We start from the raw sequence: 14627 nt of genomic DNA, 5'->3' as shown, positions 1-14627 counted from the left end.
ACGAAAAGCCAACAGACAAACTGTTGGCTTTTTCGTGTTCAATTTATCGACCAATAAATAGTTCGTTTCTCGTCACATTCGCACTTCCATTACTTTGGTAGCCTTCGACTGTCAAAGCTGTCTCGTACATTTTCCCCATTGGCATACCTAAGCTTTCCCACTTTTTAAAATGCTCACTGACAGAGACTGTGCCACTAGTACGTTTTGTTTGACGAACGCTCCAATATTGCTTGAAAGTGGCATTCCCAATAATCGACGGCTGATTGACACGTGTTGTTTCATATATATCATATGTGCCTCCGTCTACCGTAATGGCTCCTTTATACGTCCCCGTTGGACGATACGTTCCCCAAGAATCAACAATGTAGTATTCAGCTAATGGAGATTGTGTCCATCCATAGACACATAGATAGGAATTTCCGCCTGGGTTGAAGCTAGCGTTGTAATTGATGGAGATGTTACCAAGCTGATGATGTGTTTTAGTGGAATCGAATTTCTTTCCTTTACGAAACAGCGCATTGTTGATGTTGCTCCATTGCGCGCTAAATGCGCCGCCGTTATTCAATGTCATGGACGTATTACCATAATCCTTCCATAATTCATAATCGTAGCCACTATGGTTACCCATTTGATTATTCGTAATGGTCATCGCATGTGCAGGTATAGCCGGTAGTGTAAGGGCGAATCCAATCAACATGACAAAGAGCAGCTTCCATTGTTTACGGTTCATTCTCCAATCCTCTCCCTTTTTCATTCATTTTGTTGTGTCAGCCCAATGATGAAAGCAACGCGTCACCTCCTTTCAATTCAGCATATTCCCTTCTATTTTTCACGAAAGCGACTGAGATCAGCATGTATGTCTTTTGTTTTCGCGTAAATGCTCTGATATAACCGAAATAGATCAGCATATCGATCAACGTGCTGTTCATTCGGGGAATATGCACCTACTGGATGGATAAAGCGCATCGCGCAGTCTTCAAGTGATTCAAACCAGCCACAACCAACCGCTGCAAGCATCGCTGCGCCTAAAGCAGGTCCTTGTTCATGTTCTAATTGAATGATCTCTGCTTGAAAAATGTCTGCCTGCATTTGAAGCCATGTATCACTTTTTGCACCACCACCAATCGACACAATGGAATCAATTCGTTTCCCAGCTTGACGAAATAAAGCAATCGATTCATTTAATGAAAAAGTAATCCCCTCTAAAACGGATCTGACGAGGTGTACCCTTTCATGTCGACTATCTAGTCCAACAAAACTTCCACGAATTGTCGAATCTGCGTAAGGTGTTCTTTCCCCAACCAAATAAGGAGTAAATAGCAATCCATCTGCTCCTGGTGGCACATGTTCTGCGCCCTGTAAAAACGTCTGAAACGATTCATGTGGTGCTAAAACCGATTTTGCCCAATCAAGGCTATATCCTGCAGAGAGTGTGACACCCATTGTATAAAAAGCATCTTTTTTGGCATGTTGAAATAAATGCAAATGCCCTTGAAGCGCTCGATCACGCTGTGCTTCGTATGACAAAATCACACCAGATGTCCCAATGCTGCATAATGTTTGACCTGAAGATAAGATCCCAGCGCCAACAGCCCCACAAGCATTATCCGCTCCCCCGGCAAAGACTTTTACCTTTGCTGGAATTCCAATCTCACGGGCAACTTGAGGCAAAAGGGTTCCGACCTCCGCTTCAGAAGAGACAATCGGCGGACAAATATGGGGCGGAATATCAAATTGCCGGCACAGCTCCTCACTCCACGACTGCTTCTCAATGTCGAAAAGCAACGTGCCTGCCGCATCTGAATAATCGGTATGAAGCAACCCAGTCAAACGAAATCGAACGTAATCTTTAGGCAGTAAAAACACGTCAATGTTTTGATCAATGTGCGGTTCATGTTCTTTTACCCACAATAATTTCGGCAATGTAAATCCTTCTAACGCATCGTTTTTCGTAATTTCTTGTAGTCGCTTTCCTAATTTATTGGTGATGTCGTGACATTGCGCTGTCGTCCGTGTATCATTCCACAGGATCGCACGGCGGAGCACTTGGCGAGATTCATCTAATAAAACGAGCCCATGCATTTGCCCAGAAAAACTGATGCCTTCTACGTGCTTTGCGGGCACAGGATATGTCTCAACTAGCTCTCTCATAGCGGCGACTGTCTGTTTCACCCAATCGTCAGGATGCTGCTCGCAATACCCTGGTTTTTCTTGAATCAGCTGAAATGGCTGAGAGGATTCACCGCACACCTTCCCAGTCTCATCTACTAATATCACTTTTACACCGCTCGTTCCTAAATCAACCCCCATGACATACTTCATGTGTTCACTCCTCCCCGCAAATAGCAGTTCCATTATTCTTCAAGCAAATATTGATTCAATCGAGCTTTTAGTTGTTCCTCTCTGCCAGATTCGTTTTTCAACACAGGATGCTCGAGTGCATATTGTTCTAACGTATGAAAATTTGCTTTCCCTTCTGTAATGTCACGACCAATTCCGTCTGAAAAGCTACGATACCTATGCTGAATGACATCTTCAAACACTCGATCTTCTATTAATCGATGCGCCACCTGCAACCCTTTTGCAAAAGCATCCATCCCAGCAATATGGGCATACAGCACATCTTCAAGATCAAACGATGCTCTTCGGACTTTCGCATCGAAATTTAAACCACCCGTTCCAAGACCACCGTTTTTAAGGATTTCATACATCGCAAGGGTGGTGGCATACATATCTGTCGGAAATTCATCTGTATCCCAGCCAAGCAGTGGATGACCTTGGTTTGCGTCAACAGACCCAAGCAGTCCATGAATACGCGCTACACGTAACTCATGCTCAAACGTATGACCAGCAAGTGTCGCATGATTCGCTTCAATATTTAATTTGAAATGCTTGTCAAGTCCATACTGCTTTAAAAAGGCAATGGTCGTAGCCGCATCTGTGTCGTATTGATGGCTTGTCGGTTCCTTTGGCTTCGGCTCAATTAAAAATTGTCCTGTATACCCAATTTCTTTTGCATAGTCGACAGCCATGTGTAAAAAGATGGACATGTGATCAAGCTCTCGTTTCATATCTGTATTGAGCAGGGTGTCATACCCTTCCCGTCCGCCCCAAAAGACGTAATTTTCTGCTCCTAATTCTTTGGCTGTTTCGATCCCTTTCTTTACTTGTGCGGCGCTATAGGCAAACACATCCGCATGACAAGACGTTGCGGCACCATGTACAAAACGAGGGTGTTTGAACATATTGGCCGTGTTCCATAGTAATTTCACTTGACTATGTTTCATGTAATCTTTTATTCTTTCTACCATCACGTCTAACTGTTGATTGGTCTCCTGTAAAGTAGCACCCTCTGGCGCAATATCACGGTCATGAAAAGAGAAGTAAGGCACATCTAATATCTCGAATAAATGAAATGCCGCTTCTAATCTCGCTTTTGCTAAATCCATTCCGCTATAACTATCCCACGATCGGAGGATCGTACCAGTTCCGAACATATCACTTCCATCAGCAGTCAATGTGTGCCAATACGCGACAGAAAAACGCAAATGCTCTTTCATGGTTTTTCCGCCAATCACTTTATCCGCTTGATAATGCTGAAAAGCCAGTGGATTTTTCGATTGTTTTCCTTCATATTGAATGTTGCCGATCTTTTCTAATTGAGAGAACACCATATTTGATTTGACCATCCTATTTTCCTCCAATGCATTTACTTTGTACGTTGACTCAACAAACAAAATAGTTGAAGCTATCACATTTTTAAAAATTTTTCATATTTTTTAGTATTTTAGAAATCTTTTCGCTATAATAAAGTTAAAATCTTGATGTCATCATGGTATGAACCATCGTTTTCCTACTTAATTTAAAGAAAAAACAAATGGAGTGAATCTTGTGGATATCGCTGATCAGAACTTTGTCAAAAAAATAAATCAAAAGCGATTGCTTCATGAAATACAAAAACAGGCACCGATCTCCCGAGCAAAATTATCAGAACGTACGGGATTAAATAAATCGACCGTTTCTTCTCAGGTGGCTACATTAATGGAAGAACATCTCGTTTATGAAATCGGTCAGGGTGAATCTAGTGGCGGTAGAAGACCTGTATTGCTCATGTTCAATAAACAAGCTGGCTACTCGATCGGTATTGATGTCGGAGTTGATGATATCAATGCCATCCTAACAGACCTTGAGGGATCTATTATTCATGATGAACAACTGACGCACTCATCCCATCACCCTCAAGAAACGAAACAACGATTGATCGAATTAATTCAGACGTTCATTTCGAAAATCCCTTCTTCTCCATATGGCCTCATTGGGATCGGCATTTGTGTCCCAGGCTTAGTTGATGCAAATGAACAAATCGTCTTTACGCCCCACTCCAAATGGAAAGGGGTCGACTTGAAAGCAGAGTTTCAAGACATCTTTCAAGTCCCTGTCTTTATAGAAAATGAAGCCAATGCAGGAGCCTATGGTGAAAAAATATTTGGTGTGGCCGAGCATTATGAAAATCTCATCTATGCAAGTATCGGTACCGGCATTGGGATCGGGATCATTATGAATCAACATTTATATAGAGGGACGTATGGTTTTTCAGGTGAAATGGGACATATGACGATCGACTTCAATGGGCCAACATGTAGCTGCGGAAATCGTGGGTGCTGGGAACTATATGCCTCTGAGAAAGCATTATTTCAATCACTACAAGTCGATGATCGAAAGTTGTCTTATGAAGCCATTGAACAGTTCGCGAAATTGAATGATATGAGAACATTGAACGCCTTGCGTAATTTTGGGGTTTACCTCGGCATCGGACTAACGAACGTCCTGCACACCTTTAACCCACAAGCCGTTATTTTAAGAAACAAGATCATTGAATCACAGCCAACAGTCCTTAGCGTCATTCAAGATGAGGTTGCTTCAAGAATGGACCCGCAATTCAGCTCGCAAGTTGAACTGCTCCCTTCTTCTTTAGGGCATAATGCGCCAGCCTTAGGAATGACATCTCTTGTCACTGAAGCTTTCTTACATCATGCCACCCTCTCACAATGAATCAGTGAGGTCAAAGGAGACAGCTTGCAAAGAGTTGTCTTTTTTCATTCCTTCCCCCTCTGCATAACGGAAATATTTGAAATCAGCTGCTAGATGCGCCCCACTTGTGTCTTGACATTGCATCCCGACAAAAGCACCTGTAAAGAATCCGCCTCCCCGAACGAAATCATCTGATAAATGCTTTGATGCAAACGATAGATCAATCTTCTCCCACTTCTCTCCATCAAATGAATAAGAATAATGGTATGATTCTCGCTGAACAGTCACTTTTAAATAGACATAGGCGACCTCATCTGGAATCACGATTGGTTGTCGCAACGGCTGAGAGAAACTGAGCTGCTCGCACACTGATAATTCTAATCTTCTCCCACGTTCTTCATCATGTGTGACCTGAAGAGCCGTCCAATTTTCCGTATTATAATAGTTCACAAGACCAGCGGCTTGCTGAAAATTCTCAGGGAAAAAAGATACCGCCGTTTCCGCTTCAAAATAAAAACTTTCCCAGCGCCTAGCAACAAATGCTTGTGTAAACTTTGATGTGAGAGACTCATTCCCGTATAGTCGTAAGTGATTTGGTCGCTCTGTTAAAGAACCGATCTGATCGGTAAAAGGAATTCTTAGCGTTTGGAAATGCCGATTTAATGTTGATTCTGTGAATTCATCGGTTTTTAGATACGTTGGAGAAAAAGGCTGTGGGCTTATAGCAGGTGCTTGAACCTCTAATGTCCCTGTTTTCCCTCCTACAACATAAGGCCAGCCATCTTTCCATTCGAGCCTTTGAATGGCTGTCTCTCTTCCTAACGGACACCAGCCTCTCTGTTGGAAAATGGATTCCTCACTTGATGGAATAGGACGGCCTGTGAGATGCGCCAAATACCATTCATTTGTATGTGTGTGAACCATTGAAGCATGCCCGCATTTTTGCAGCGGATGTTCCGGATCATGGAAAGCGGTTAAAATCGGATTGTCAGGATGAACCTCGTATGGTCCTTCAAGATGGGAGGAGCGTGCGACTGTGACTGAATGTTCGTACCGCGTTCCACCTTCTGCTGTTAATAAATAATAATAATCACCGATGCGATAAAGATGCGGTGCTTCTGTCAGTTTGATTGAAGTGCCTTTAAAAATGACTTTGCGCTCACCGATTAACTTTTTTTCTGCGACACTGTATTCCTGCAGGACAATTCCCGCAAAGGCATGCTTACTTGCCCGATGATCCCAAAGCATATTGAGCACATATTTCTTCCCATTCTCATCATGAAATAAAGATGGATCAAAGCCTGAACTGTTAAGCGGGATGGGGTCACTCCACTCTCCATCCACTTCCTTGGCTGTCACAAGATAATTATGGCCGTCTTTAAATGGCCCATCGACGATTTTGATATCTGAATAAATAAGCCAAAACTGACCATCTGCATAGCTTAAACACGGTGCCCAAACCCCGCCAGAATCAGGATTCCCCTTCATATCAAGTTGAGATGTTCTTTGCAAGGGGTGTGCGACGAGTTGCCAATGGACGAGATCTTTTGAATGATAGATCTGAACCCCTGGGAACCACTCAAATGTAGATACCGCAATATAATAATCTTCCCCTACACGGCAAATACTTGGATCAGGATTGAATCCTTTTAGTACTGGATTGATAATCGTCATTGCATGTCCTCCTCGTTACATGATCCTACATCTTAAAATCATCCATATGATCTACATACACTTGATCCCTATTTTCAAGCTCTCTCACAACCTTCTGATGCTTCTCTTCATCTAGGTTATAAAAATGAATATCAATCATCGCTAAAATGAGTAAACAGACAGGAATAATTGTTGTGGTGATTAAAATCCCAAACAATGCTTCTGGTGTTTGAATTTGATTGGCAACATAACCAAATTGAGAGAGTACTAATCCAGGAACAATACCGCCTAGCGCCATCCCGAATTTAAAGAAGAAACCGATCACTGCATAGATGAGTCCCCCCATCCTTTTGCCTGTTTTATACTCACCATATTCAACGGTTTCTGGAATGAGCGCCCACATATAAGCACCAGCTGTAATACTCCCGGCGGCAGCAATTAATCGAAACACAAGAACGAGATAGATTTGACTCGTGGGTATCACAAGTAAAGCAAGCAGGCCGATAATGTTGAGCAATAATGAATAGTTTAAGAGTTTTTTCTTTCCTAACAGTTTGTGTAAACGCGGAATAAACGGTAACACCATTAAAGCAGGAAGGCTACCAAGTAACCCATACCACTTCACTAAATCTTCCCTTCCAAGGTTATAGGTCACATAATAGATGCCAATGGAATTACTAATCGAATTGACGCCAAAAATAATGATGAAGAAAATACTTAAGACAACGAGTGGGCGGTTCACACGCAACTGAACAAAGATATCGGTCAGTTTAATCTTTTCCTCCGGTTTTTGAAGGGTGACGCGTTCATTTGTACTTTTAAAGCAGAAAACAAGTAATCCGCCACCAAGAATCCCTAGAAAAGCCATCGTGATCTGCCAGCCAAGTGCTGTATTTCCTGTGGTGTCACCTAAATAAGTGGCAAGAAGAGGAACAAAAAAAGCAACCACAAGACCACCGAGATTCGCAAAAAACATACGAACTGACGTAATACTGACGACCTCTTGGTTATTTCTTGTCATGGCTGATGTTAAAGCCCCGTAAGGAACATTGATGAATGTGTATGTAAGTGATAAACCAACATACGTGATGTAGGCATAAATGAGTTTACCCATTGAAGAAAAATCAGGTGTTGTAAAACATAAAATGGCAAGCACTGCAAACGGAAATGCCCCAAATAACAAGTAAGGTCGAAACCTTCCAAACCGACTATTCGTTCGGTCTACCATTGCCCCAATAAACGGATCTGCCAGCGCATCGATGGCTCGAACAACTAAAAACATCGTCCCCGCTGCTGCTGCTGATAACCCATACACATCTGTATAAAAAAATAGTAGATAGGTAGAGACAGTTGCATAAATCAAATTACATGCGAAATCTCCTGAAGCATAACCCACTTTCTCAGACATTCCAATTTTCTTTAAATTCTCACTAACCATGAGTTTTCTCCCTTCTTCACTTCGCTTCAACGAACAAACAGATCGTGCAGGATAGCATTCACCATCGGGATTATAAAGCGCTTTCATTTTGTTGCAAAAATGAACCTGAAAAACGTAATGGCTTGCTCCGCCAAGAGACGCAGTAGGAATTGAGACGGTAGAATCATCCCCTTTATGTAAAAGTCGATTTGTCACACGATCTTAGTTTATTGACTAAACAAACTAAGATGACTCCATTTTATAAAACCTCGTTTGATTTTTCAATATATTTTGAAAAAATAATCCAGATCATTGATTTTGCTGTCCCCTTTAAATAGGATCGTTTATTGTGGATGCAGTCGGGAAACCTGAGTGCGAAGATAAAGTATGTGAGTATGAAAAAGCACCCTCTCACATATTTGTGATGGAGCTCTCAAATAAGCCTGTCCTCCGATCTTTTTAACCGGTATTATTCGTTCATACGCTTCTTCTGTACATCCAATCACTAAAGACAGAACCATAACTTATTTTCAACCATTTTAGTTATTTTTCTACTAACACTTCAAAGTTAACCTTGCATTCTTTCACGCGTCATGTTATATTCATATAGCGATGAGCTGAATTGTGTAAGTCGGGTAACACGTCTCTTTTGAGACACACACGAATGTGGCGTGTGGTTATTCCGCCTCAATACGCAAAAGACATCTTCTGTTGAAGATGTCTTTTTTCTTGTTATCCTATTTTCGTTCCATTTGCAACTGGTTCATCTAGCGCAAGCAATACCACATCATCACTTGAAGGCATGCCTCCTAATACAAGTACTTCCGATTTAAAGCCCGCGATTCTTCTCGGCGGAAAGTTGACGACTGCTGCTACTTGCCTACCGATCAATTTGTCAGTGGAATACCGCTTCGTTATCTGTGCGCTTGAGTTCTTCAATCCAATCTCATCCCCAAAATCAATCGCTAGCTTAAATGCAGGTACTCTTGCTTCAGCAAAAAATTCCGCTTCCACTATCGTTCCTACACGAATATCTAATGCCAAGAACTGTTCAATGTCTGCCACATGAATCCCCCTCCCCTTTTTGACCGTTAAATCCTCTTCATTGCACCAAATATAACACTTAGTTTACATAATGATATTATTGTATTCTATCAAATATTTGCAACTTAAAAATGAATTCGCTAAAATGGCAAATAATCCTACTGCTTCCTCTCGAATTTATCAGGGAGGGTACAATTTGTTTACATTATCAGATATGTGGACGTTTTGCTGGTCGTTTTTCGTCATTCTTCCGATCGTTGCCATCCTGCATCAGCTTGGCCATATTATGGTCGCATGGATGTTTGGGGCAAAAGTGTCTTTTGCTCTAGGTAGAGGCAAGAAAGTATTGAAAATTGGCGTAGTCGAAATTAGAAGAATCTATTTTCTCGATGCTTTTTGTCATTATGAAGAAATGAGGAGAAATAATCGATTCTCCCACATTCTTGTCTACTTAGGCGGATCATTGTGCAACCTTCTTAGTGTTCTCATATTGAACACATTCATTGTCAATGGATTCTTACCAGAACATCCTTTTTTCTATCAATTTGCTTACTTCTCAGTCTATTATGTATTTTTTGCATTGTTGCCAGTACAGTATGCAGATCATCACCCCAGTGATGGACAGGCGATTGTGAATATCCTGCGTCACGGTGAACCATGTGACATCATTGACTAAGATGGACAGCTGATGCTGTTGATCTGATACTGAATCGTTAAAAACGGAAGACCGAACAGCTTCATTTGATGAACCGCTTTGAGACTGTCTTCCGTCTCGGGCCGCATAAGAAAGTACTCCTCCATTGGCAGTTTCATGGTGATAAAAGGCGTATGCAAATACAAACCTTCGTCCCCTGTGCTGCCTTTTGGAGATGTACTTTTTAATAAAAAGTCATCTTGCACATTAAAAGGTTTTAAAATGGCTGTAAGTTGTGAATATGGAAGTGGTAAGGCAATATTCATGTAGCCCGTATCTTCATCATGATGTAAGGCGTACAGGGCAAAAAAGACTTGTCTCCCCTTCTCGTTGTGACGAATCCACGCCCGCACATTCTCCCTATCTTCCTGTGGATGCTGGAAATGACAGAGACCCCCATGCATGACATACGGAATACGAGAGGTCCCCAAATAAAGCTGACCTATTTTCTTAAAAGCAGGTTGAAGGCAAAAGACAAAAGGTCTCACCCACCAATGGAAACAGACCGCTGCTTTTAACGTAAATTGCATAGGATTTTCATAAAATTTGCGTATCACTGGTGACACTTTACTTGCTGAAAAAGTATGACCATTTAATTGATCAAGTGAATCGACAAGGCCAATCTTCTGACGATCATGTCCCCTTTCATTTTGAAAAGACATGAAATGAAAACGACCATGTACACGCGATAATGGAAAGGTTCTCTTTTTAAAACGAATAGACGGACTTTCGATGAGCCAACCAATGAGTCCTGGTAACACAACGAAACATGCATTAACACTGCCATGAAACCAAATCATTTGATTGATGCTCAAATAGGTCACATGTAAAAGCATGCCAGCAGAATACAGAAGAGATAGCACGATGGTCCCCATTAATATACAGCTAGAAAACACAATCAGTCCTTTTGCGACAGTTGAACGAAACACTGTTTTCATACACAGGATTCCATACAGGTACAGTGCGATCACATAAAGGATGACACTGAACGTATCAAAAAGACGAGAGAAGCTAATTCCCACAGCAATCATGATTGGTGAAAGCAAAATCACCCAGCCAGCCACTTTGTATAAAATCGTCTCTTTTGTCTGTTGTCTCCCCAACAATCCATAGAAAATGGGAATAAAAAAAGCTGAATAATGAAAATGAATAGCAGTCAAAAGAACAATCATCGGCGAAAATGTCATCACTTGTATATCTGCTGTGTACAGCCAAAACCAAAACCCACCTAGAGCGATGTACATCAATGCGCCGTCTATCATCAATTCATGAAGCGGGAAGAATCCTCTCTTCAGCAAACGAGTGAAGCCAAATAAAGCGAGAACCCCTGTGTAAACAAGCCATCCTGCGGCAAACCATGGAGAATGGTAAATGAATGCACCTGTTGCACACAGAGTCGCTACTGGAAAGGCTTTCATAATGAAGCGAACGAGTCCCTCTTTCCTCCCCTCCTGTTGGAAGAAGTTTAATACAGCCGGTAGAAAAAACAAGATCGCTACGAGCACAAAGAACTCGGCTATCGGGGCTGTCTTCATACGGAGGACGAGAAAACAAGTCATGAAGATGATGCTCGTTGTCAAGTGCCATTTATTCATCGTGTAACACCCTTTCAGTAAACCGGCCATGATATGTAAAAAGCGTTCCAAACAGGCGATTTTTCACATGAACCTTAATGGTATACTCACGCGCATGCACATCATAACCTTCTGTTACATCTGATACACCGTAAAGCCATGATGGCAGTGGCCACTCGCGCCCTAACATCAACAACTTTTGCTTTCCTGATTGAATGTGCAGGAACCCTTTTTCCGTGACGGTAAAATGAAGCTCTGACATGAGTAGTCTAGGCTTTCCAAAATAATCTAGTACCTTTTAACTCTCCTGATCAATGATCATATCTGCATCAAAATGTCTCTCTTTTTCAGGGAAATAGAACGTGCGAAACCAGTGCATCCCTTCCTCTCCCTTTTTAGATATAAATGGCTTGTTTACAATACGGAAGGGAATGTTTTTCCCTCTCTCAGAGAAAAAACAGCGAAACAATGGCCCTATTTTGAATAAAAATCGGATAAGTCTCGAGCCGCCGCCTATTTCCTCCATGATGCCTTCAGCCGTAAACGTACGGTTGTAGCGCTCTTTTAATTTCGGGTGTAGCTTATCGTAATCCTTTACTTGATGACGATGAACGACCATACTTACCTCCCCTTTTTCGTTTGATTGAAAACACATCTACACAATCTTTTAAATTGATCATTCCCGCAATGGACAAAATCAAAAATGCACTTGTCACAAGCGGCTCATGAAGGGTTGTTTGTGGTGACATGATGCCGGTCATCAGCATGATCAATAGATAAATGCTTTGAAAGATAAATAAATATTTTTTTGATAGATGTGGAATGAGCCACGATATGCCTAGTAAACCATAAAACACTTGAAATCCAGTGCCATGATCAAATGCATCATGTGAAAAAGGGAGGATGGCATGGCATATCCATACAATAGCAAAAAGCAAGCAAATGCCGTAATGAGCCAAAGTTCTCTCTAATAACAATCGTGGATGTGTTCCTTTTTCAAGCCATGTTTTTAATGCGCCAAAACTAAATGCGGTGATTGCCCCCATCAGTGGCCGAAATAAAAACCGATCTGCCCACTTCCACCCTTTTCCGTCTATCGTTTCATAATCAAATTGCGTTTGAAACACAACTTGCTCGTTTGTTTTGATGTACTTCCAATAGCCGCCACCTTCTTTAATGAACGACAATGGATGGGACGAACGGAATTTAAGTGATGATGCGCGTTTATGACGATCATCCATGATTTTCGTTCGATATGCTCCTGTCCCTGTGACACTGACACCAAAGCCAAGATGTTTTTCATACAAAAAGGACTGCGGTTGTTCATCACTAGAGCCATTTAATGATATGGTCGAAAATCGCAAATCCCACTGTTCATGAAGCTTTGGGTTTTGAGTATATTCCCATACTCTTTCTAATGGTGCATGAATATCTACTTCCACATAAACAGGCTTTCTTTTCATTTGCCTCGTCTCCTTTATGTGAATCTTTTCACATAACAAGCATACCATGTTTCACAAAACTGTCAAATCTGTAGTGGTTATCTGACAAAAAATTGTTTTTGGCTGCCACCTCTTATGATATCAAACCGGTATACAAAAAAGACCTGTCAACGAGACAGATCTGTTTTTTGGAGTACGCCTGTAATATAAAGCCGGACCGCATAGCTCACACTCTCTTCAAGTTGTTCTTTTCGTTGAAACCCCTTTTTATTTGAAATATCTCCGAAGCCGTGCAGTAAGCTTCTCAGTCCCCTAACCACATGCGTCATTTCCTCTTCTTTTACACCAAAGCGAGACATAATGGATTGGACAAACTCAGCTAGGCGTTCTCCCTCAATATTTACTTCTTTTTCGTTCATATGTGAAAAGGCGGCTTCATAAAGACCTGGATGTTCTCGGACAAATTGAACATATTGTCTGGCAAAGGCTAAAACGGCTTCTTCCTTATCTAGCCCCTCGGTTATCTGTATGCCTTTCTCACAAAGCATTGACAACCCCTTTACGGCAAGTGTCGCCTGAATTTCATGAAGGCCAGACACGTGATTGTAAAGAGAAGGGGGTCTGATGTTCAGTTTTTTTGACAATGTAGCAATGGTCAAAGCAGAAAAACCCTCTTTATCCACAATTTCAGCCGCTATATCCATGATTTTCTCATGCGTAACACCCATTCTCGGAGACACGGTTTACTTCCCCCTTTTCTTGATCTGGTGCTGCCTTTTACTAATGGCAGCTTGAAGCTTTTCATGAGGTTCTATGATGAGATCGCCATGTCCTGCAGCTAGACAGGATAGGCGAAGTGCCAGTAATTTTTCGGCGCTTTTGAGTGCGGTTTCTGCATCCCATGTAGCAAGAGCCGGGAACGGGAAAGTCCAACGAAATTCACCCGTAACTGATAAGCCGCCTTTTGTTACAAGGGCATCGCCTGCAATGATAACTCCTGACCGTTCATCGTATAATGAAATACTCCCAGGTGTATGTCCTGGTGTCGCGATGACTTTCAATGACCCAATCTCGTCACCTTCTTCGACAAGAACATCCGGTTTTGTGTGAATGTTTTTCGAAAAACTGCCTTTTATTTTTTGCTGAGGTTCATCAGCTAACAAGGAAAAATCCCCCTCAAAAAGACGGGCATCGCGTTTTGATAAATAAACGACTGCCTCTGGAAAGGCCTTTTTCACTTCATCTAATGCGCCGATATGATCCATATGACTATGGGTGAGAATAATCTTGTCGATTGGTTTGTTTTGCTTGTGGGCAAATTCGATAATTGAGTTTGCCGCCATTTTCAAAGCCGTATCAATTAAGATGAGTCCATCCTCTTCCTCAAATACATAACAATTTACTGGAAATATACGCGGCATTAATGTGAGCTGATGCAAGCGGTCAAAAGTCGTCAACCTCATCATGATCTCCCCCTATAACTAATGGCATTAGTTTTATAATAACTAATATCATTAGTTTAGGCAATGATTTTATCATCGATCGCAATATAAATATCAATTTGTGCTTCTTTTGAATCGATCGATAAATCTTTCGCCGTACCATCCAAAAATCGCCTCTGTATATGTGGAGATGATATGATCCCAATCTCAAATCTGCTGCTACGTTTCAAGCACTACCTCTTCAAACCGCTCCTTTTCTCATTCGAGATCTTGCGCCGGAAACTCTTTTATATGTCTGATCTACAAGTTGACCTGCTGTGATCAAATAAG

At 41.6% G+C, this 14627-nt stretch carries 13 protein-coding genes and 1 pseudogene; 2 read left to right on the top strand and 12 right to left on the bottom strand.

Going from position 1 to position 14627, the window contains the following annotated elements; all coding sequences use genetic code 11:
* Positions 1-43: 43 nt before the first annotated feature.
* The 3 genes from AB1K80_RS12180 to xylA all read right to left on the bottom strand — a co-directional run bounded on the left by AB1K80_RS12180 (position 44) and on the right by xylA (position 3689).
* Positions 44-730 (bottom strand): glycoside hydrolase family 11 protein, encoded by a 687-nt coding sequence (locus AB1K80_RS12180; RefSeq protein WP_412856887.1) that lies wholly within the window; start codon positions 728-730, stop codon positions 44-46.
* 92 nt (positions 731-822) lie between these two features.
* Positions 823-2322: a xylulokinase gene (xylB, locus tag AB1K80_RS12175; protein ID WP_412856886.1), complete on the bottom strand. Its 1500-nt coding sequence runs from the start codon at positions 2320-2322 to the stop codon at positions 823-825.
* A 32-nt stretch (positions 2323-2354) separates the two neighbouring features.
* Positions 2355-3689 (bottom strand): xylose isomerase, encoded by a 1335-nt coding sequence (gene xylA / locus AB1K80_RS12170; protein ID WP_412856885.1) that lies wholly within the window; start codon positions 3687-3689, stop codon positions 2355-2357.
* A 202-nt stretch (positions 3690-3891) separates the two neighbouring features.
* Here xylA and AB1K80_RS12165 point away from each other — a divergent pair, with 202 nt between their 5' ends.
* Positions 3892-5052 (top strand): ROK family protein, encoded by a 1161-nt coding sequence (locus tag AB1K80_RS12165; protein WP_412856884.1) that lies wholly within the window; start codon positions 3892-3894, stop codon positions 5050-5052.
* Here the strand turns inward: AB1K80_RS12165 and AB1K80_RS12160 are convergent.
* The 3 genes from AB1K80_RS12160 to csaA form a co-directional block, all read right to left on the bottom strand.
* Complete coding sequence (locus AB1K80_RS12160; RefSeq protein WP_412856883.1) at positions 5044-6705, bottom strand: glycoside hydrolase family 43 protein; 1662 nt, start codon at positions 6703-6705, stop codon at positions 5044-5046. The genes AB1K80_RS12165 and AB1K80_RS12160 overlap by 9 nt on opposite strands.
* 25 nt (positions 6706-6730) lie before the next feature.
* On the bottom strand, positions 6731-8122 hold the full coding sequence (locus AB1K80_RS12155) for an MFS transporter (RefSeq protein WP_412856882.1): 1392 nt from the start codon (positions 8120-8122) through the stop codon (positions 6731-6733).
* Positions 8123-8833: 711 nt separating this feature from the next.
* Positions 8834-9166 carry a chaperone CsaA gene (gene csaA, locus AB1K80_RS12150; protein ID WP_412856881.1) on the bottom strand — a complete coding sequence of 111 codons (333 nt, stop codon included), beginning with the start codon at positions 9164-9166 and terminating at the stop codon, positions 8834-8836.
* A 175-nt stretch (positions 9167-9341) separates the two neighbouring features.
* Here csaA and AB1K80_RS12145 point away from each other — a divergent pair, with 175 nt between their 5' ends.
* Positions 9342-9821, top strand: a complete 480-nt coding sequence (locus AB1K80_RS12145; protein WP_412856880.1) for a hypothetical protein — start codon at positions 9342-9344, stop codon at positions 9819-9821.
* Here the strand turns inward: AB1K80_RS12145 and AB1K80_RS12140 are convergent.
* From AB1K80_RS12140 to AB1K80_RS12115, 6 genes and pseudogenes are all read right to left on the bottom strand, one after another.
* Entirely contained in the window at positions 9818-11434 is a 1617-nt protein-coding gene (locus AB1K80_RS12140; protein ID WP_412856879.1) for a YndJ family protein, read from the bottom strand. The genes AB1K80_RS12145 and AB1K80_RS12140 overlap by 4 nt on opposite strands.
* Positions 11427-12032 (bottom strand): annotated as a pseudogene (locus AB1K80_RS12135) (DUF4166 domain-containing protein). Before AB1K80_RS12135 ends, AB1K80_RS12140 begins: the two are co-directional and overlap by 8 nt.
* Entirely contained in the window at positions 11995-12876 is an 882-nt protein-coding gene (locus AB1K80_RS12130; protein ID WP_412856878.1) for a hypothetical protein, read from the bottom strand. The pseudogene AB1K80_RS12135 and the gene AB1K80_RS12130 overlap by 38 nt, the downstream one beginning before the upstream one ends.
* Before the next feature lie 146 nt (positions 12877-13022).
* A complete protein-coding gene (locus AB1K80_RS12125; RefSeq protein ID WP_412856877.1) occupies positions 13023-13595 on the bottom strand; it encodes a TetR/AcrR family transcriptional regulator in 573 nt (190 codons plus the stop codon).
* 3 nt (positions 13596-13598) lie between these two features.
* Positions 13599-14318, bottom strand: coding sequence for an MBL fold metallo-hydrolase (locus tag AB1K80_RS12120; protein WP_412856876.1), 720 nt, complete (start codon positions 14316-14318; stop codon positions 13599-13601).
* 56 nt (positions 14319-14374) lie between these two features.
* Positions 14375-14527: a hypothetical protein gene (locus AB1K80_RS12115; protein WP_412856875.1), complete on the bottom strand. Its 153-nt coding sequence runs from the start codon at positions 14525-14527 to the stop codon at positions 14375-14377.
* Positions 14528-14627 lie beyond the last annotated feature (100 nt).

This window comes from Bacillus sp. 179-C3.3 HS (genome assembly GCF_047229225.1).
GTDB lineage: Bacteria > Bacillota > Bacilli > Bacillales > Bacillaceae > Bacillus.
Note: the sequence above shows the minus strand (reverse complement) of the source record. Positions and strands in the feature narration are given on the sequence as shown.